Source organism: Microcoleus sp. N9_A2, assembly GCF_036701775.1.
In the GTDB taxonomy this organism is placed as follows: Bacteria; Cyanobacteriota; Cyanobacteriia; order Cyanobacteriales; family Microcoleaceae; genus Microcoleus.
In genome coordinates this window covers 14,106-33,364 of record NZ_JAUBRH010000047.1, presented here as the reverse complement: position 1 = coordinate 33,364, position 19,259 = coordinate 14,106, and the positions used below count along the sequence as shown (strand labels likewise).

19 protein-coding genes are annotated in these 19,259 nt (G+C 46.2%); 7 read left to right on the top strand and 12 right to left on the bottom strand.

Annotated features, from left to right (window positions below; all coding sequences use genetic code 11):
• Positions 1-83: 83 nt before the first annotated feature.
• Positions 84-1,118 carry a histidine kinase gene (locus QUA44_RS22425; protein WP_333254494.1) on the top strand — a complete coding sequence of 345 codons (1,035 nt, stop codon included), beginning with the start codon at positions 84-86 and terminating at the stop codon, positions 1,116-1,118.
• Between the two features lie 64 nt (positions 1,119-1,182).
• Here the strand turns inward: QUA44_RS22425 and QUA44_RS22420 are convergent, their stop codons facing one another.
• Positions 1,183-1,977 carry a methyltransferase domain-containing protein gene (locus QUA44_RS22420; protein WP_333254492.1) on the bottom strand — a complete coding sequence of 265 codons (795 nt, stop codon included), beginning with the start codon at positions 1,975-1,977 and terminating at the stop codon, positions 1,183-1,185.
• A gap of 135 nt (positions 1,978-2,112) precedes the next feature.
• Complete coding sequence (locus QUA44_RS22415; RefSeq protein ID WP_333254491.1) at positions 2,113-2,601, bottom strand: GNAT family N-acetyltransferase; 489 nt, start codon at positions 2,599-2,601, stop codon at positions 2,113-2,115.
• 111 nt (positions 2,602-2,712) lie between these two features.
• Between QUA44_RS22415 and QUA44_RS22410 the strand changes: the two genes are divergently transcribed.
• The 3 genes from QUA44_RS22410 (at position 2,713) to QUA44_RS22400 (ending at position 5,190) form a co-directional block, all read left to right on the top strand.
• Complete coding sequence (locus tag QUA44_RS22410; RefSeq protein WP_333254489.1) at positions 2,713-3,600, top strand: LysR family transcriptional regulator; 888 nt, start codon at positions 2,713-2,715, stop codon at positions 3,598-3,600.
• Positions 3,601-3,790: 190 nt separating this feature from the next.
• Positions 3,791-4,717 (top strand): geranylgeranyl diphosphate synthase CrtE, encoded by a 927-nt coding sequence (gene crtE, locus QUA44_RS22405; protein ID WP_333036045.1) that lies wholly within the window; start codon positions 3,791-3,793, stop codon positions 4,715-4,717.
• Between the two features lie 14 nt (positions 4,718-4,731).
• A complete protein-coding gene (locus QUA44_RS22400) occupies positions 4,732-5,190 on the top strand; it encodes a divergent PAP2 family protein (protein WP_242722198.1) in 459 nt (152 codons plus the stop codon).
• A gap of 151 nt (positions 5,191-5,341) precedes the next feature.
• Here the strand turns inward: QUA44_RS22400 and QUA44_RS22395 are convergent, their stop codons facing one another.
• The 5 genes from QUA44_RS22395 to glnA form a co-directional block, all read right to left on the bottom strand.
• On the bottom strand, positions 5,342-5,845 hold the full coding sequence (locus tag QUA44_RS22395) for a YbjN domain-containing protein (RefSeq protein WP_333254487.1): 504 nt from the start codon (positions 5,843-5,845) through the stop codon (positions 5,342-5,344).
• Positions 5,846-6,368: 523 nt separating this feature from the next.
• A complete protein-coding gene (locus tag QUA44_RS22390; protein ID WP_333254485.1) occupies positions 6,369-7,271 on the bottom strand; it encodes a ferritin-like domain-containing protein in 903 nt (300 codons plus the stop codon).
• Between the two features lie 314 nt (positions 7,272-7,585).
• Entirely contained in the window at positions 7,586-7,819 is a 234-nt protein-coding gene (locus QUA44_RS22385; protein ID WP_333254483.1) for a hypothetical protein, read from the bottom strand.
• 2 nt (positions 7,820-7,821) lie between these two features.
• Positions 7,822-8,103 carry a hypothetical protein gene (locus tag QUA44_RS22380; protein ID WP_333254481.1) on the bottom strand — a complete coding sequence of 94 codons (282 nt, stop codon included), beginning with the start codon at positions 8,101-8,103 and terminating at the stop codon, positions 7,822-7,824.
• 776 nt (positions 8,104-8,879) lie between these two features.
• Complete coding sequence (gene glnA / locus QUA44_RS22375; RefSeq protein WP_333254479.1) at positions 8,880-10,301, bottom strand: type I glutamate--ammonia ligase; 1,422 nt, start codon at positions 10,299-10,301, stop codon at positions 8,880-8,882.
• 358 nt (positions 10,302-10,659) lie between these two features.
• Between glnA and apcB the strand changes: the two genes are divergently transcribed.
• Positions 10,660-11,169 (top strand): allophycocyanin subunit beta, encoded by a 510-nt coding sequence (gene apcB / locus QUA44_RS22370; RefSeq protein WP_333242076.1) that lies wholly within the window; start codon positions 10,660-10,662, stop codon positions 11,167-11,169.
• A gap of 239 nt (positions 11,170-11,408) precedes the next feature.
• Here the strand turns inward: apcB and QUA44_RS22365 are convergent, their stop codons facing one another.
• Entirely contained in the window at positions 11,409-11,648 is a 240-nt protein-coding gene (locus QUA44_RS22365; protein WP_333254477.1) for a hypothetical protein, read from the bottom strand.
• A gap of 221 nt (positions 11,649-11,869) precedes the next feature.
• Here QUA44_RS22365 and QUA44_RS22360 point away from each other — a divergent pair, with 221 nt between their 5' ends.
• Both QUA44_RS22360 and QUA44_RS22355 read left to right on the top strand, forming a co-directional pair.
• Entirely contained in the window at positions 11,870-12,766 is an 897-nt protein-coding gene (locus QUA44_RS22360) for a TlyA family RNA methyltransferase (protein WP_333254476.1), read from the top strand.
• Positions 12,767-12,901: 135 nt separating this feature from the next.
• Complete coding sequence (locus QUA44_RS22355) at positions 12,902-13,591, top strand: hypothetical protein (RefSeq protein ID WP_333254473.1); 690 nt, start codon at positions 12,902-12,904, stop codon at positions 13,589-13,591.
• A gap of 120 nt (positions 13,592-13,711) precedes the next feature.
• Here the strand turns inward: QUA44_RS22355 and QUA44_RS22350 are convergent, their stop codons facing one another.
• The 4 genes from QUA44_RS22350 to QUA44_RS22335 form a co-directional block, all read right to left on the bottom strand.
• The gene (locus tag QUA44_RS22350; RefSeq protein WP_333254470.1) at positions 13,712-14,359 is read right to left on the bottom strand and encodes a type I restriction endonuclease subunit R; all 648 of its coding nucleotides are present in this window, start codon (positions 14,357-14,359) and stop codon (positions 13,712-13,714) included.
• A 100-nt stretch (positions 14,360-14,459) separates the two neighbouring features.
• On the bottom strand, positions 14,460-15,953 hold the full coding sequence (locus QUA44_RS22345; RefSeq protein ID WP_333254468.1) for a DUF697 domain-containing protein: 1,494 nt from the start codon (positions 15,951-15,953) through the stop codon (positions 14,460-14,462).
• Positions 15,954-16,278: 325 nt separating this feature from the next.
• Positions 16,279-17,727 (bottom strand): slr1306 family protein, encoded by a 1,449-nt coding sequence (locus tag QUA44_RS22340; protein WP_333254466.1) that lies wholly within the window; start codon positions 17,725-17,727, stop codon positions 16,279-16,281.
• 351 nt (positions 17,728-18,078) lie between these two features.
• Positions 18,079-19,161 carry an ATP-dependent 6-phosphofructokinase gene (locus tag QUA44_RS22335; RefSeq protein WP_333254464.1) on the bottom strand — a complete coding sequence of 361 codons (1,083 nt, stop codon included), beginning with the start codon at positions 19,159-19,161 and terminating at the stop codon, positions 18,079-18,081.
• Between the last annotated feature and the right edge of the window lie 98 nt (positions 19,162-19,259).

Sequence of the window (19,259 nt, the reverse complement as noted above, 5' to 3'; positions counted from 1 at the left end):
AACTCTCAGTAGGATTCCGGATGCGTTAGCGACCTTAACGATAAATGGAAAAGAGTGTTTGAGTTCTGGGAGAGCGTTTTTGAATGTACGATATTACCTTATTTACCCCGCAAGACATGGCTAAATGCAGCTTAGTCCTGCGCCACTTAGGCAGAAATACTGCTAGTATGGAAGCCAGCAGCCAGAAAATTGTTAACTATATTTACCAACATTTTTGCGACTCGCAAACAGGAGAAAATACCTGTGCCTTAGTGCGTTTGTTCAAAACTCATCCCTACGGGGAATTAGAAGACTCATTGCAACAATCCGCCCGCCGCTTGATGAAGGGCAATTCTCCCGCCGCCGACATGAAATGTTGGACTCTGCTAGCAGCCGCAGGCACACAACCGCAGTGGAATTCTCGGCACACAGCAGTAGAAAATACAGCTATTCCATTAGTTAGCACAAAATTAGTGGCTCAAATGCCGGCGATTTCGGAAATAATCAGGCAGTTCGGTTTAGACATTCCTACATTCCTCGGAATTGAGCCAGAAAGGTTCCTGCAATTAGAGCCCGCAGTATTAAATATTTTTCACGTATCAGAAGCAAAAGGCAGCCGCTTTATTCCTGAGCAAAATTCCTTAATTATCCCCTACCAAGTCAAGTCTGTCTTGGGATTTGGGGGACTTCTGCCGTCAGGAAGTTTGTTTGCGGTAGTGATGTTCCTGAAAGTTAAAATTCCCCCAAGCACGGCTGAAATGTTTAAATATTTGGCACTTAGTGTCAAAACAGCATTGTCCATCCCCGACGAACAAAGTGTTTTTGAATATTCAGAAAATTCTAAAAGTTTTGTTAATAATAACAATTTTGCCGAAACCCAGTTACTGGAACATCAAGTTGCCAATTTGATTCAATTGCTGGATTTTTCAGAACAAGAAATGCTCAGACAAGCCACTCGCTTTCAACAGACTATTGACAATTTACAGCGCGAACTTGCCGAACACAAAAATAAGGAACAAGCTTTGAAAGTAAGCCAAAATTCATTTACAGGCATCCTCAATATTCCCAAAGATGCTATTGTACGCGTAGAGGAAAATGAAGGAATTCAGCGTTTTAATCAAGGGGAAGAACAGATTTAAACTAAGCTCTGTGTTTAGCAACCCGGTTTATCAAAGAAACCGGGTTGTTGCGATGTTTATTGAGTCAATAGGAATTTTTGACAGCAACAACGCGAATTCGGCGATAATCTGCAATCCAATTACCATCGCGGTACAGCGCCGATCGCAAACGCTCTTCAACGGAGTTAATTACCTGCGATTCCCTACGGGATAGCTTCGCTTCACGCACATCATCAGACAACCCCGACAAAAACCCGCCAGCAAACATCTCAATCCAATTTACCATACCCGCGCTGCCACCTTCTAGGGGAGTCGGTCGATCGAACAAAACCGCATAACCCACATCAAATCCCTGCTTTTCCAAAAGCCCAGCATACTCGCCAATACTCGGAAAATACCAAGGATTAAGCGCTTCAGGCTCCTGGCAGCCAATTTCCGACAAAACACTCAAAAGCGCCCGGACGATCGCCCCCACATTCCCCTTACCGCCAAACTCAGCCACAAAACGCCCTCCAGGCTTCAGCGCTTTTTCCACGCAATTAATCGCAGCATCCGGTTGTTTTATCCAGTGCAAAACAGCATTAGAAAACACAGCATCTAACGGCTCTTCTACTTGAAAATCCCTAGCATCCGCAGCCACAAAGTTAATGTGAGGATAGTTAAATTTTGCCGTGGAAATCATCGACAAAGATGAATCAATACCTTGCACTAAAGTACCATTTTCAGCAATCTTTGCAGTTAACTGTCCCGTACCGCAGCCCAAATCCAGAATTCGTTCTCCCGCCTTCGGAGCGAGTAACTCCAAAAGCGATTCACCGTACTGCCAAATAAAAGCATGATTTTTCTCGTAAAGAGATGTATTCCAAGAATATTGTGACATTTGAAATTCCTCAAATTGTAAATTACACAGGGCGGTTGAAACCGCTTATATACAAGCAAAACCCTGATGGTGCGCGGGTTGAAGAGTGTAGCGATCAACCGTGTTTCTGAGACGAACACGCGGTTCGTTATTAAATTATTTGCCAGCAAGCAGACCAATTCCATCCCCATCAATACGGCAAACTCTAATATTTTTCAAAATCCGCGCTCCCTGCTTTTCATAAAAAGCAATTCCCGGCGCATTATTAGCATTAACAGTCCATTCAATCCGCCCGCAATTTGTTGACTTAGCAATTTTTGCCAAATACTTTAACAGCGCTGTACCGACTCCCATACCGCGCACGGGAGCTTGCACAAATAAATCATCAAGCCACAGACAAGGCTGCGTCAACAAACTTGAATAGGTAGCATAAAACATAGCAAATCCTACCGCAGTTCCTTCAATTTCTGCCAACAATACCCGCACTAGCGGAGGTTGACTAAATAAAGCTTGCTGCAATTGCTCTGCGGTTGCTGCTAACAAAGTTTTCGCTCCATCGAACTCGCTTTTTTGCGCGATAAAAGTCAGAATAGTTTCCAAGTCAGCAAGTTCTGCTTCTCTAATTTTGATATCCAAATTAGCCATTGTTTAATTCTCAACTTCGCCTATTAATCACTGTATGAAATGTCTTCATAAATGTCCAATATATGTTTAACTAACCACTTATACTTTTAAAGTATTAATGATTGGGGAGCTATGGAACTTCGGCATTTGCGTTATTTCATTGCCGTTGCAGAGGAATTGAATTTCACTCGCGCAGCGGAAAAACTGCATATTGCCCAACCTCCGCTGAGCCAACAAATCCAGCATTTGGAGGCAGAGTTGGGATTTCAATTGTTTCGACGCACGAAGCGGACGGTTGTGCTCACGGAAGCGGGACAGCTTTTTTTTGAGGAATCACAGAAAATTCTGCAGCAAGTCGATCGAGCAATTCAACTCGGCCGACAGACAAGTCGGGGCGAACTCGGCCAACTGACGATCGGCTTTGTGAGTTCTGCAGCACACAACGTGGTTCCAGCGATTTTGCAGGCGTTTCGCACTCGGTGTCCCGCCGTCAAGCTGGAACTGCACGAATTGACGACAAACGAACAGTTGCAGCGGCTGCGAGAAGGGCGCATTGATATCGGCTTCGTGCGCCCTCCCGTTGAGGAAGACGGGATAAATTCTGAAATCGTTTTTCGAGAACCGCTGATCGTGGCACTGCCAGAAACGCATCCGGCGGCCGATCGCGCGCAGGTAGAATTACGCGAACTCTCTACCGAACCGTTCATTTTATTTCCGCGATCCCAGGCTCCGGGATTGTACGATGCGATCGTCAGTCTTTGTCAGCAAGCCGGTTTTAGCCCGATCGCAGCTCAAGAAGCCATTCAAATGCAAACCATTGTGAGTCTGGTAGCTGCCGAGATGGGGGTGGCGATCGTCCCCGCATCGATGCAAAATTTCCAGCGCAGCGGGGTTGTTTACAAATCTTTGCCAGAATCAACCTGCATTGTGGCGATCGCCCTAATTTGGCGCAGCGATCCAACGGCGGCGGTGCAGCGGTTCTTGGAAGTCGCCCGACAAATCAGCGGATTTCATATTTGAGATTGTAAATTTTAGATTGACTGGTAATTTGACAAAGTTATCAAAACTCAAAGATTTTCTGTGCAACAACACCCGTAGAATGATTAATTGATGCTCGGAGTTCGAGCAACTACTGCCGTAAAAGTCGGCACGATGCGACCTGAACGGCTCAGAATATCCCATATAACTATTCAGTACAAGAGAGCAAGGGATGGTATTGGCAACAGAAATGGGTTCGTCCCAACCGGAATCCTCTTTCGATTTATCTACTTATCTAGTAAAGCGAAAAGAGGCGATCGAGGTAGCTCTCGACAGTGCACTCCCGGTCATCTACCCAGAAAAAATTTACGAAGCAATGCGCTACTCGCTGCTAGCGGGGGGCAAGCGCCTGCGTCCGATCCTGTGTCTGGCTAGCTGCGAACTGGCCGGCGGCACTACATCTATGGCAATTCCGACAGCTTGCGCTTTGGAAATGATCCACACGATGTCGCTGATTCACGACGATTTGCCGGCAATGGACAATGACGACTACCGGCGTGGCAAACTGACGAACCACAAAGTCTACGGCGAGGATATTGCCATTTTGGCTGGCGATGGTTTGTTGACCTATGCTTTTGAATTTATCGCCACTAAAACTCAGAACGTACCCCCCCAGCAGGTGTTGCAGACGATCGCCCATTTGGCGCGGGCATCCGGCGCTGCAGGACTCGTAGGCGGCCAGGTGGTTGATTTGGAATCGGAAGGAAAGACAGATGTTTCTCTGGAAACTTTGAATTACATTCACGCTCACAAAACTGGCGCGCTGTTAGAAGCCTGCGTAGTTTGTGGGGCAATTCTGGCTGGGGCGTCTGCTGCGGATTTGCAGCGGCTGTCTCGTTTCGCTCAAAATATTGGGCTGGCTTTCCAGATCATTGACGACATTCTGGATATTACTGCTACCCAAGAAGAACTGGGCAAAACTGCTGGCAAAGATGTTCAAGCAGGAAAAGTCACTTATCCGAGTTTGTGGGGAATTGAGGAGTCTCGGCGCCAAGCTTCGCAGCTTGTTGCTGATGCTAAGGCTCAATTGGCAGTGTTTGGGAGCAAAGCTCTACCGCTGCTGGCGATCGCCGATTTTATTACCAGCCGCAGTAACTAGAAATACCAAACACTATGCAGGAAATTTGCAGCGGCATATTAAACAATCATGTACTCGTGGTTGCTTTGCTCGCTTGTCTGGCGGCTCAGATCATGAAGCTGCCGATCGAGTTGGTCAAAAATCGCAAGTTTAATCTTCGGTATTTGGTAACAACGGGGGGAATGCCCAGCGCTCACTCGTCTTTTGTGGGCGCTTTGGCTGCGGGAGTGGGACAAACTATGGGATGGGAAAGTCCAGATTTTGCGATCGCTGCGATCTTTGCAATTATTGTGATGTACGACGCAGCAGGCGTCCGCCAAGCAGCAGGCAAGCAAGCTCGCATCCTCAACCAAATTATTGACGAGTTTTTTGAGGAAGATCACAACCTGAATGAGGCTCGCCTGAAGGAGTTGCTGGGACACACTCCTTTTCAAGTGCTTGTCGGTTTGGGGCTGGGAATCACTATTGCTTGGATCGCAGGGCCTGCATATTAGTTAACTGTTAACTGTTGACTGTTGACTGCTGACTAATGACTGCTGACTAATGACTGTTGACTAATGACTGTTGACTGTTGACTGCTGACTGCTGACTGCTGACTAATGACTAATGACTAATGACTAATGACTAATGACTAATGACTAATGACTAATGACCGAATTCTGCTTGCAGAATATCGTCGTTGTCATCGGCGATCGTGGCGACAATAGTAATCACCCGAGAAATTTCTCCGGTCGAGATTTCGGCGATCGTCCGAGTCGATATTACCGCAACTTGATTGTCAACAATGGCAAAATGAGATTCCAAAGTAGACAGCCAATTCATTTCTAGAAGTTTCCGCATTAATTGAGCTTCATTCTTCGCCGGCAACTGCAGTACAAAAGCCCAAACAGTCAAAGTATCATCTTCGGTTTCGCCCGTGAGTTGCACGAACACTTCAACACTGCCGTACTTAAACTTCCAAAGATGTCCGCCAGCTTCATTTTGACCGACCATCACTTTTTGGTCTACAGCCATGCTGGCGATGACAGTTTCAATTTCTTCTGCATAGGTGACGGCTGTGGCTTTTTCGACCTGCTCAGAGGCGATCGCGCTTTCCCTCGATAGGCTTTCTGCGGAAGCTGTTTGTATGTTCGGCTCGCTGGTAGTCATGATTATATTTAGACGGAAAACTATTCCAATAATCAGTTTACCGAAAACTTGGGTAAAAGCCCCGTCCTTTTAGGACGGCTTTCCTAAAACTTGTGCTGTAATAGAAGTGGTCTAAACAACCCACCCAACTTTGCAGTCGATATTGCTGAAAATTAGTAGGCAAGAAACCGAGCCTGAAGTAGATCCGGGGAAGCAGATGTAGGGCAATGGTGGAATCCAACCTTGAATGCACTGATACATTTTCAATTTCAACAATTGAAAGATTTTGATAGTCGCCATAGGGCATTGGGAGACTTTAAACGGGCGCCCAGAGACAGTAAGTCTAGTCCGCTAGCAAGTTTCGATGAAGTGTCAAGAATCACCGCACCTGATAGTCGGTGAGTATGTCAATTGCTCAAGCTTAAAATGATGACTTTAAATAACTGGTTCCGAGGCATAGCCTCGGAACCAGTTAATCTCGCTTGTTTGCGGAGGCAGACGCAAGTTTGACTGGCAAAGCGGTTTCAACCAGGTGCGCGAGTTTTTAAGCCTTGGGCTTAGTCGCCGGCTTCTTCTCAATGGTATTCAAGCCGTTGAGGAACATCGGCACAAATTTCTCCACAAATGCCTGCGGGTCGCGGTTCCAGGCGCGCTGAGCTACATCGACCCTGGTCATTTGCAAGTCGGGGGCGAGCAGGGTTGCTGGCAAGCGCTCCATCAAATATTGCGGGCGTTCCCACATCGGCATCGTGTTGGCAATGTCTACCAAGCGGGTGACGCGGCGGAGTTCTGCCCCCAGCATGATATCCATTCCCGATTCAAATGCTGCTTGTTCGATCGCCACATACTTGCGTTTTGCCTGTTCCACCTTCTGGCGGTGTTCCGGGCTTTTAGCAGCAATTGCGCCCAGCCAGCGATTCCCCCAGCGGACGTGACCAGCTTCTTCGGGAAAAATCTTTTCGATGGTTTCGCGGATTTTGACGTTTTCGTCGGTTTGGGGAGCCTTTTTGAGGGCGTGGATGTGCGCTGAGAAGTATTCGCATCCCCGCTTCTCGGTGACGTTAATCGCGGCGAGGGAAGAAATTACAAAATCTTCGCGGTCTTTGGTGGGGTCTTGTTGTTCGCTGTCATACAACCTTTCAAATTCGTCTATGTAGGAAACTCCCGGCGGCTTTCCCACATTTTGGCCGATGTCTACCAGCAAATCTGTCAGCCACATGGCGTGCCGCGCTTCGTCGGAGATGTGCCGGGAAAGGTCGCGCACGAGTTCTGCCGGTTCGCCGTCTAGCTGTTCGATCAAGTCGGTGAGGTCTTTGCAACTGCGCTGTTCGCTGAAGCGGTAGCGGTTGAGGGTGATCAGGTGGATTTCGCGATCGCGCACTACTTGAGCTAAAATTTCGCGCGCTCCCATAGCGTTGCGAAGCTTGTGGGGATAGGCAACAGTCATGCTTTTATGTTGTTTTGTAAAGATACTTGTATAAGTGTAACGCAGTTTTTTCGACAACCAATTACCTCGCAAGACGGAAGTTTTTGTGTAGCAAGCAGAGGAAATTTTATACAGAGAAATTTTGTTTGCTGGCATTTCTACAGACGAGCAATTGCATAAATCTTCGATCGATACAGAAACCGCAGATAATGGCAGATGCAACGCAGATCAACGCAGATAATTTTCAGGTGCTTTTCGACTGAATGCATGATGTCTAATAGTTTTGAGTTGCTAGCCCCGCAAGTGCTGTGCTTTCCCAAGCAATGGTAGCGCCATCAAAACTTTTCAGGTTCCATAAACTCTGAAGCCTCAACACTAGCAGGCTCTTGTTGAAATTTTCGCGCCTCTTCTACTTCCAACCTAGCCAGCGTTGTCGCGGCATCCGCTAACTGCAAAGCCAGATTCATCCGACAAACCGGGTTTTTCTCATTCCAAAGGTCTTTTGCCAAGAAATGCACTCGATAGCGAAACATTTTAATTGATTGTGATGGAATAACTTTAGCTGTCATGCTCATAACCTCTCTTCCACTGAAGCTAGAATGCGAAGCAGAACCCGTTCGGGCTCTAAGTAAACAAATGTCAGCATGATCACTCGATCTTCACTGCTGATAGTTACATCCCAGGTGGCAGATCGCGGTTCAACCAGTTCATGCCTGACAACTACAGTATAGTGTCCTGTTGGCAAGTCATCAAACCCCGCATCTGCCTCAATCAAGGCAACCGTCTCTTCGGCCAATACCCGTCCGTCCCGAGTGAGTAAAGTAATAAAGGCAATGCCTTCAACGGAAGTCATAGCATTATTACTCTGATTGCGGATCATCACAAAAATATCGGACATCGTTTGGTCATTGGTAATTGCTAATTGCTACTTTATACTGAGAGCAGCACCTGACAAACAAATAAGCATGAAAACTGTGCATTATTTCAAGCCTTTGCTAATTTTGACGGCTTTTGCAGCGGTTCTAGGTTTGGGCAAAAGTGGGCGCTAGCTGCTGCCTCGAATATTTCTGAGACCGAGCATTCTTTACAGTTTCGCAGCGCGCAAATAGCAGAAAAGAGCATCGCAATTTAAGTAACTCGAAAGGTACATTAAAAGAAGGCAGTGCCCTCTCTATCGATCCTGATGAAGTTACGGGCATACCAAAAGCTGAGGCGCGGACACGTTTCATTCTGAATAAGATATATCGGGTTCAGGAAGGCACTACCGCTGACGATTTGTTTATTAGACCTCTTGCATTCATTCGCAGACTATATTGAATTATCTGCGTTGCATCTGTGTTTATCCGCTTAAAATCTGCGGTTAACCCATTAATCAAATATTTAGGCAAAAGGTCTATTGTGGATGAGAAAGCAAACAAATGAGCTGTAGAGAATGTCTCGGAGGCTATAATGGGCGCTACTACTCACAGTGTCGCCCAGATAGTGTCTGGTAACGGGAGAATCTGGGCCCCAATCCTGAAGTTTTAAACCGCAAAAAAACGCCACTTTTAAGGGCGGCGTTCTTCTCAATTAAAAATCAAAGATTAAAAATGGTATAATTCCCATTTTCAATTTTGTATTCTTAATTTTCTAACAGTCGTAATAGAGAGCAAACTCGTAGGGGTGAGGACGCAGCCGCATCGGGTTGACTTCATTATCTAGTTTGTAGGAAATCCAGGTTTGGATGAAGTCTTCGGTAAATACGCCGGTTTCTGTTAAGAAACTGTGGTCTTTTTCTAAAGCTTCTAAAGCGCCTTCCAAGGAACCGGGAGTCGAAGGAATTTTGCTCAATTCTTCAGGGGAAAGGTCGTAGATATCCACGTCCAAAGGTTCGCCCGGATCGATTTGATTCTTGATGCCATCTAGGCCGGCGCACAGCATGGCTGCAAATGCTAAATAGGGGTTGGATGTGGCATCGGGACAGCGGAATTCTAACCGCTTGGCTTTGGGGTTGGTTCCCGACAACGGAATCCGCACTGATGCCGATCGATTACCTTGAGAGTAAGCTAAGTTTACAGGTGCTTCAAAGCCCGGAACTAAACGCTTGTAGGAATTAGTCGTCGGGTTGGTGAGTGCCAAAAGTGCCGGTGCGTGCTTGAGAATGCCGCCGATGTAATGCAGTCCCATTTGACTGAAACCTGCATATTGATCGCCTGCAAATAACGGTTTGCCGTCTTGCCAAATCGACTGGTGAACGTGCATCCCGGAACCGTTGTCGTTAAACAGCGGTTTGGGCATGAAGGTGATGGTTTTGCCGTATTTTTTGCCGACGTTTTTGATGACGTATTTGTATGTCATCAAGTAGTCGGCGGCTTGTACTAATGTGGCAAAGCGGAAACCGAGTTCGCATTGACCGCCGGTGGCGACTTCGTGGTGGTGCTTTTCGATGGGTACGCCGCATTTTGCCATTGTCAGCAGCATTTCCGTTCTCATGTCTTGAGAGGTATCGGTTGGTGCTACTGGGAAATAACCTTCTTTGTAACGCGGTTTGTAGCCGAGGTTGCCGCCTGCTTCTTCTTTGCCGGAATTCCAGCGACCTTCGATCGAATCTACGTAATAGTAGCCGGAATTTTGGGTTTGGTCGAAGCGAACGTCGTCAAAAATGAAGAATTCTGCTTCCGGGCCGAAGAATGCTGTATCGCCGAGACCGGTCGTAAGCAGGTAGTCTATGGCTTTTTGGGCAATGGTGCGGGGACAGCGGCTGTACGGTTCGCCGGTGCGGGGCTCTTTGATGCTGCAAATGAAGCTGATGGTGGGTTCTGCCATGAACGGGTCGATCCACGCGGTGGTAGGATCGATGACCATTGTCATGTCTGATTCGTTGATGGCTTTCCAGCCCCGAATGCTGGAACCGTCGAAGGGTACGCCCTCTGTGAAGGCGGTTTCGTCGATTTGGTCGTGGTACAGCGAAAGGTGTTGCCAGATCCCCGGCATATCGATGAATTTCAGGTCAACGATCTGGATTTTATTTTCTTTTATGTAGTTTAAGGCTTCTTGGGGTGTCTGGAACATGACTTACTCCTGATATTGGTTTGGTCTTGGCGATCCTCTTCGAGGGCTTCGCTAACGGCAGATTTCAGACTGTTTGGGCGATCGTAGGCCTTCAGTATCCACTATTTTGTATCTAGGGCTACAAAATTTTGAAATAGGGGCCGAGTGCGGCCGGGCAGTTCGTGATTCTTGCCCTGTCGATTTTTCGGCTGAAGATACAAGGCAAACGGCTGAATTTTACGACAGTTTGCCGCGGATAGACTACCCTTCGTGAAAATCCTATCTCAAATCTTAATCAAACGCCGATTTGTAGTAGTCTACAATAGGCGGTCTGTCTCAGATAGCAAAGTATTGATAAAGATTTTTGGGAGAGAAACTTATGCGCGATGCAGTGACGAGCCTGATTGAAAATTATGATGTTGCTGGTAGGTATTTAGACCGAGATGGTATCGATCGGTTGAAATCTTATTTTGCAACAGGCACGGCACGGGTACAGGCTGCGGCGGCGATTAACAGCAATGCTGCGACAATTGTCAAGCAAGCTGGTATTCAGCTATTTGCCGAACAGCCGGAATTGATCCGTCCGGGCGGAAATGCCTACACGACTCGCCGTTACGCGGCTTGTCTGCGGGATATGGACTACTACTTGCGCTATGCTACTTACGCCTTGGTGGCTGGAAGTACCGACGTGCTAGACGAGCGCGTGCTGCAAGGTTTGCGCGAAACTTACAATTCTCTAAGCGTTCCCATTGGCCCGACGGTGATGGGGATTGGCATTATGAAGGAGATGGTTAAGGCTCAGGTGGAAGCTGCTGGCTTGTCTGTGGGGCCTTTTTTGGAGCAGCCTTTTGATTACTTGATTCGCGAATTGAGCGAACAAGATATTTAAGTCAATTTGCTAGTTCTTTTAGCCGCAAATTGCATTTGTGGCTGGCAGTTAGCAGCAGTTGGATCGATCGCTTTTTTTGGCCTCACAGCCTCCAAGCGATCTTTTTTTATGGGTTATACAATTTTAGATTAAAGATTTCAGATTAAAAATTATAGATTAAAAATTTGAATAATTGGGAATGACTGATGAATTAAGGGTTTGGAGCTTCCCTATAATTGCATTCTTGTTTGAAACTAATGTTAAAAATCGTCAACACATCCCCAGACGAGGCATTTGTCCAGGGGATTTTTGGTTTGGCGCAGCTCGATTTGTGCGACGGTTGTTGCTTCTACTTCGCCGTTGGGGTAAAGAATATGGATGATGTCACCGCTGACGAAGGCGAGGGGATTTTCTTGACAAGTGCCAGGATTTCTGATAGGAAAGTTAATTGTTTTCATTGTCGATCGCCCTGGTGATAGTTGTAGTGCTTTTAGCTGCATATAAATCATCCGCTAGTCACAAAAATTATTGTGTGATTCTATGAATGTTTATCTGTGATAAAAATACACAATCAGAGCGATCTCAGTCACATCATGTCAGGTGGGGCGATCGCCCCGCGACAATCGCAAAACCAAAATAATCGCCAAAAATTAGCAGTGGGGCTTGTGCGTAAGTGCTAATCTGGTACTGTTCTTAACCCTATCCGTACAGATTAAAAACCTTGGCTAAACAGCGACTAGACACATTATTGGTCAGCCTAGATTTGTGCAGTTCCAGACAGCAAGCTCAGGCCTTGATTCGGACTGGGAAAGTCTCTATCAACCAGCAGGTAGTTGACAAACCGGGCACTGAGGTTGACATTGCAGCAAAAATTAAGATTAAAGAGCGATCGCGCTACGTTTCTAGAGGCGGCGACAAACTAGCCAAAGCTTTAGAAGTTTTTGCAATTCCCGTTGCAGGCAGAATTTGTCTCGACGGCGGCATCTCCACAGGCGGTTTTACCGACTGTCTGCTGCAAGCCGGCGCGGCCCTAGTCTACGGCATAGATGTTGGCTACGGTCAAGCAGATTGGGGCTTGAGGAATGATCCGAGGGTAATTTTGAAAGAACGCACCAATTTGCGGTACATGACTGCTGCTGAGCTTTACGGGAATTCACCCCCCCCAGCCCCCCCTTCTCAAGGGGGGGAACAAGATTCGTTGCCCATAGGGGTTTATGCAGATTTGGCGGTAGTAGATGTGTCGTTTATTTCCCTGGATAAGATTTTACCGGCGCTGTGGGAATTGTTGGTATCACCGCGAGAAGCGGTGTTGCTGGTAAAGCCGCAGTTTGAGGTAGGGCGCGAGAGAGTCGGGAAAAAAGGCGTAGTGCGAGACTCAGCAACTCAAGCTGATGCGATTTTTCAAGTGTGGAAGGCAGCCACAGCTTTAGGATGGCAGGAAAAAGGCTTAACGTGGTCGCCTTTACTTGGCCCGGCCGGTAATATCGAGTATCTTTTATGGTTGGGGATCGATCGCGAACAAGAAACAGACCAAAGGGCGATCGAAGAGGATGTTGTGAAAGAACGGATCGCACAAGTCACCAAAGCGGCGGCGCGGGAACTTGTCGATCGATTGTAGATTGTAGATTTTAGATTGATTTCAAGATGTCAAACTAATCTCTTTTCAAAATCAAATTTGGAACTCCAGATTGCTCAAAAATTTCAAAATTTTTTTTCAATCAGACTCCTAAACTTTCACTTAGTGAATAATTCCATGCAATCATTAAAACAAGCCGGTTCAATTTTACTTTACGTTCTAGGTGGCATCGGGTATGTGGCAATTGTAGCTACTATTGTAGGCGTTTCAATGCTCATCAAGTGGGCAGCTTTGCTACTGGCAGACAAATTATTATATACAATTCTGATTATCGGCGATTTGTTGAGGGGCATCGAAATTATTGAACTGTTAAATATATTGATATTTGCATTTATCGGTATGGGAGTGGGTGTGGCGACAAATCTTCTACACCCTAAATACGGTCGCAAAATTAGTGCAGCTTTGTTGATAGTTATAGTTCCCTTAGTTTTCATGATTACGCCAGCCATCAGATATAATTCTTGGCTGGAAAAAGTAGGAGAATCCGATAAATTATCGCCTCCGCAAACTGCAACATTAACTAACTCATTTTTGAATAGAAAAGTAGGATTGCCTGGTTTTATCGGTTATTACGTATATACTGGTCAGTTTCCGGTTATTCCGACGAAACAATCGGAGATGAAAGACCTTGACAGCTTTGAAAAAAAAGTTAATTCCAGATTTGTACAGTTCACAGGAATTGCTCCGACTATTGTTTCTTGGTCAATGCGGGTGTGTTTTTGGCTGATTAGAATATTTTACTTTTCTATAGCGGTAATTGCGACGATCGCCCATTTTAGGGAAGGTGTTAGAATTGCCAGACGATAATAAGCTGTTGTGTATTTAGATTAAACTTTTCGGGCGGGCTAGGAGCAACCGCCCACAATGGTTTTTATGAAAATAAGTGCACAAAATAAATGCGCGACAACTTATACTCAACTGCGATTTTTATGGCTGAGCAATCAGTTGACCAATTTTTATCAAGACTTGAAGAACCGTATAAAGTTCGTTCATTAGAGGAAGCGGTGAAAATATTCTTGATAAGTCATATTTAGGCGGATTCTGAAAGTCTAGCTTGACGAATACAATTTCACTGCCATTTGTCATCGCAGCAAAACTCGGTCTATCCTTGCGGGGATTGGCGGTCATGTATGCTAGTGTTTGGGGAAGTGCAGACATTACTGAAATGGTGGTGCGCTTCGACTCTAAGAGTGTCACCCAAAACTGATTTTGCATCACTAAAACATCAATCCTTCCCTTGAGAGTTTCTACTTCATCATCCTCGTCATCTAAAACAATTTGTACAGATTTTTCAGCCATCATTTTAAAAGGTGGATCGTAAAAACCCGCTCGTTCCAATAGAGGCGAACCCATAATTAGCGTAACGGTTCCTTTTGTAAGGCTTCCATCATTTAAATGATAGAGATATCGCCGCCGAATTAAATTGAGAGCGGCTTTATCGACTTCTGTAATTTCGGGTAAATCTGCATACCATTCTGGGAAAAATCCCTCCGATTCAGTTCGCGTAATATTGAATCGAGATTCAACATCTGCTAAAGTTTGGATAATTTCAGTAATGGCTGTTGTTTGTGTCATATTTTAAACTCTTGCACTCATTCCCAAACTATCTTGAAACTATCTGCGTTTATCTGTGTTTATCTGCCTGACATCTGCGGTTGCAGGATCGAGATCGGATTTATGCAAGAGGTCTTTTAAACTCTTGCTGGAGGCGATCGATAATTGTATTACGCTCGATAGTGGCGAGAATTTCTTGAATTACTGTATCTTGTCCCAGGGGGCCCCAGGTGCAGCCTTTTTCTAAATAAACTTGGGCGGCGCGACCGACAGCATAGGTTCCGTAAGCTGCTAAACTAGCTTGAGTGACAGCAACTCCGGCAAAAGTAGAAAAGCCAATGTGCGGGGCCGCAGCAGCCGCACTTTTGCCAAATCCCAACAGAAAACTGCTACCCAATTCTCCCAAAAGTACGCCGCCAGCACTGGAGAAAATAGTCTGCCAAAGTTTCCCCGCTTCGTAACCAGTCATGGGTAAACCGTAAAGTCTGGATAAAGAGCGAATTAAGGCTAAATCGGCGACAGTTGCTCCCATTACATCCAAGAAGGCCACTGGATTTAAACCGACAGCCAAAGCTTTATATTTGGCAAATTGCCAGATTAAATCTTCGGCTTCTGTTTGTCGCAATTTGAGAACGTGACGGGCAATGTTTGCTTCGGCATCTCTAGCTTCAACTAAAGCATTTAGAGCGAGTAGCGATCGACCTTCTCTGTTAAGAATTGTGAGAATTTTATGTTTGAGTTCGTCTATCTGCGGGGGTGGCGACTCCCATTGGTTAGTTACTCTTCCGTCGGACCATTCCACCCGCACTTGCACCGGCGCGGGTTCGGCGGCTACCATGACTATTTCTAATGATTTGGAAGTTTTAGGCGGTGATTTTGCAGTAGATTTATCGGAGGAGTTGTTTGGGGGATCGGACAAATTTTCGCTATCTGTTTCCTCTGTTAGCGCAGCGGCTGCTAACTGTTCTGAATTTCCCAGCGCTTGCAAACTTTGGTAAATAGCTTTTCTGTCTAATTCTGGATAAAGGTCAATTTTATTAAAAACTAAAATCAGCGGTTTTTGCGCTGTTTGCAATTCGCACAGTGCTTGATATTCTGTTCGGGTGATATCCCCTGCAACGACAAACAGAATTAAGTCAGCTTGGCGAGTTACTTGTTTCGCCATTTCGCCGCGCACTTCGCCGCCAACTTCATCAAGTCCGGGAGTATCGATTAATTCTACTTGCACCCCTCCTTTCCCCCCTTTGCCAGGGGGGGTTTGGGGGGATTCGTCGCTGTCAAGGAAGGATAAGGGCACACTCCAGCGCACGGAACGCGGCCACTGAGTCACGCCGTTGAGAGGGCCTGTTTGCAGAATTTTGTGACCTAAAAGCGCGTTTAATACGGCTGACTTGCCACGGCTGACTAAGCCGAAAGTAGCAATGCGAATGACGTTGTGGTCTAGTTTTTCGGAGGTGGAAGTTAAGATATCTAACTGATATTGCAGCGCTGCTTCTAATTCTGTATTATTCGAGTTTTTTTTCCCTTGGCGCAGGTGGGAATAGCGCGCCAGGGATTCGCGCAAACTGGCGCGGGCAAGGGATAAGCGATTTTCTTGAAGGGAATTGTCAGCCATTGGCGATCGGCTTTTTTAAGCAAGAATAATTGAGCGTCGAACTATAACATTCTATTTCTTATTTTAATACAATTTTTGATAATTTTCTAGTTTTTTATTTGGGAATTAGGTAGGGACACGGCACTGTCAAGGCGTGTTAACAACCGCGTCAAACCATTTATATCTGTCGTTTACCCCCGAGGCCAGATCCCCCTAAATCCCCCTTAAGAAGGGGGACTTTGAGAATTCTCTTGTCCCCCCCTTTTTAAGGGGGGTTAGGGGGGATCTAGACCTAATCGTCAGACAAACCATACCCGGTTTCTGGTTGCCCGTGCCTCAGTCCTATTTAATTGGAGGCCGAATTAACAGCCTGCGGCCCAGATACCTGAGATGAAAGGCGACTCGCCACTTGGTTGACGAAAGATTGCAAGAAGGAAACTTGCTGATTTTGCATAAATACTGCTTGCAAAGTTTTAGTCAACTGGTCGAGATTGAAAATGCCTTTGGCAGCATTTTCCAATTCTTGAGTTGAGAAATATTCAATTAAACTCAGTCCTGCTATTCTGGTGAAGTAGGCTGCACTAATTCCCTGCACCGCGCCTCCTGCTGCATAGGTGACGGCATTGCTTTTCAGCAGTCCAGTAATAGTTTGGGTAGACAGTTCTACTAATCCCAGTTTGAACATTTGGGTTGCTAAAGTTCCCGCTACTGTTTTAGCTTGGTCTAAGGAAAACTTTTGCTGGTAGATAGCGCCGAGATCGATGACGAGTTGGGTGCTGATGGCGGTTGTTGCTAGCAAGTCTAAGGCGGGAACTGGGTTAGCAAAAACGGCGGCGGCGGCGATGTACTGATATTGTTCGATGATGGGAATCGATCGATCGCGCCTGACTGCATTTAATAAGGTTTTTGCCTCTAATTTGATACTTGCAGCCTCGCGCACTGCACTCGCCCAGACCAACTGTTGCCGTTCTTCCGTTAAGATTTTAGTCAATCTTTCCGTCAGTGGCTCAAGTTGAGAGACTTGATTTTCGATGCGTTCTTTAAATGTGCCGTCCGCTTGGTGCTGCCGCACTTTAATAGAATTCGGGGAAGCTGCGATCGCAATTATATCTTCTGTCCCCAATATTCCTTGCATTTTCTGCTGCAAAGAGTTCAAAACCTGCGACTGCTGTTCTGGCAAATATTGGTCTAGTTTGTTCCAGATTAGCAGCACACGCTGACCTGCTGCAGCTAGCTGAGATAATGTTTTAAATTCGGAATCTGTGATGTCGCCCGCTGTCACAAACAGCACTAAATCACCGCCGATTTTGGCATCGGTATTTGTATTAGCAAATAGCGGTGCTGTTTCTGGAAAACTCAGCTTTTGCGGGTGTTGAGATGCCCAATTAGAATTTAAAACTTGAATTAAGGCAGTTTTGCCGACAGCTTTGCCGCCAGTTACGGTAATCCGCAAATCTTGTCTGTCTAATTCGGTTCTGAGCCGATCGAGCTTTGCTGTTAGATTAGGCGGATTTGCCGAGTTTTGAGCTTCCTGAGCTAGCAAATTAATGGCTGCGGATGCCGTGGCGATCGCTTTTTCGGCTGCTTCCCGGTTCGCCAGGGGTTCCGGGAGTACGAGTTCGAGTTTGGGGGATTGTTGCTTCCACCACCAATACCCCGCACCGGCAGCCGCCAAGCCGATGAGTGCCGTTTCGCCCATTTCTGAACCCGAATGCTGTAGAGTTTCCAGCAGCCACAGCGCTGCTGAAAGTCCTATTCCGCCTATTAAAATCGGTCGCCGCAAGTTAAGTGTCATTTTTACCTTCCTGTGGGTATTATTGCCAAGCTTAACCTTAACGGGCTTGGTCTTTGTCCCTATATTCCATCGTACCCCTGCGATATCGAAACTGGCAGGCGGGCTACCCGTGCGGATTACACCCTCAAGTTTTTTGACAAGTGCCAAATCTACTTTCTGCATAAATCACAGGATCGCAGGTGTCAAGTCGATCGACACAAATAAACGCCGATGATTTTCTGATGGGAAAGTGAAAAACATGGGGCCAGAAACCGGGTTTTTTAACTAAATACTAGCCCAAAACCCTCTATCACCAAAAAACCCGGTTTCTTTCCTTCTTGTTACTCTTTGAGAACTAGGACGAATAATTGTCTAATCTCCCAAGCAAATTCCCAAACCGCGGGCCGTTTTAACCAGAGTACCGTTGAAGTCTACAGGTCTGTATTTGGCGATCGCATCTTCCAATGGAACGCTGACAACTTCTCGCTGTTGCCAAGATACCATCTGGTCAAATTTCTCTTCGGCAACTAAATCAACTGCTGCGACACCAAAAGCAGAAGCAATTAATCTTTCTAGCGAAGAAGGTGTTCCCCCGCGTTGAGTGTGTCCCAAAACGGTGACGCGGGTTTCTGCACCGCTACATTCAGAAATTGTATCAGCTAAATACTGACCGATTCCGCCTAATCGACTTTGACCTAAGCGATTTGTGTGCATTACTAATTCGCCTGCTTCTGTGCGAACTGCCTCCGCTACTACAATTAAACAGTAGGTTTTCCCACGGTCTTGGCGTTCTTTGATTTTGGCACAAATTTGGGAAATTTTGTAAGGAATTTCGGGAATCAGAATTATATCAGCTCCCCCAGCTATTCCGGCACTAATTGCAATATGTCCGGCATCGCGTCCCATGACTTCAACAATTATCACGCGGCTGTGACTGGCCGCAGTAAAATGCAAGCGGTCTAGTGCTTCTGTGGCAATATTGACAGCAGTATCAAAACCGATCGAACGCTCGGTAATTCCGACATCATTATCAATAGTTTTAGGAATAGCAACTAAATTCAAATTGCCTTGTTTGGCAATCTTCCTGAGAATGGCGAGACTGCCATCGCCACCTATGACAATTAAGGCATCCAAACCCAGTTGATGATAGCCTTCGATAATGTCATCAGAGCGATCGCGCACAGTCCCGTCAGCCATCGGGAAAGCAAAAGGGTTGCCCTTATTTGTCGTGCCCAGCATTGTACCGCCAATGGTGAGCCAAGAGTCTACTTTTTCAATATTCAAGGGAATTGCTTCCGGGGGACGACTCATCAATCCGTTGGTGGCTTGACGAATTCCCATTACTTTCCAATTGTAAGTTCCCGTTGCGCGGTAGACAACGGCTCGTATCACTGCATTTAAGCCTGCACAATCACCTCCGCTAGTGAGAATGCCGATACACTTTTGTTCTCCCATAATTTATGCCAGACTTTTGTTACTCAGAACATGAGTTGATATTTTTAGATCCAGATCGTCCAATCCTTATTTGCGACGTAATTTAGTGGCTCTAGCCT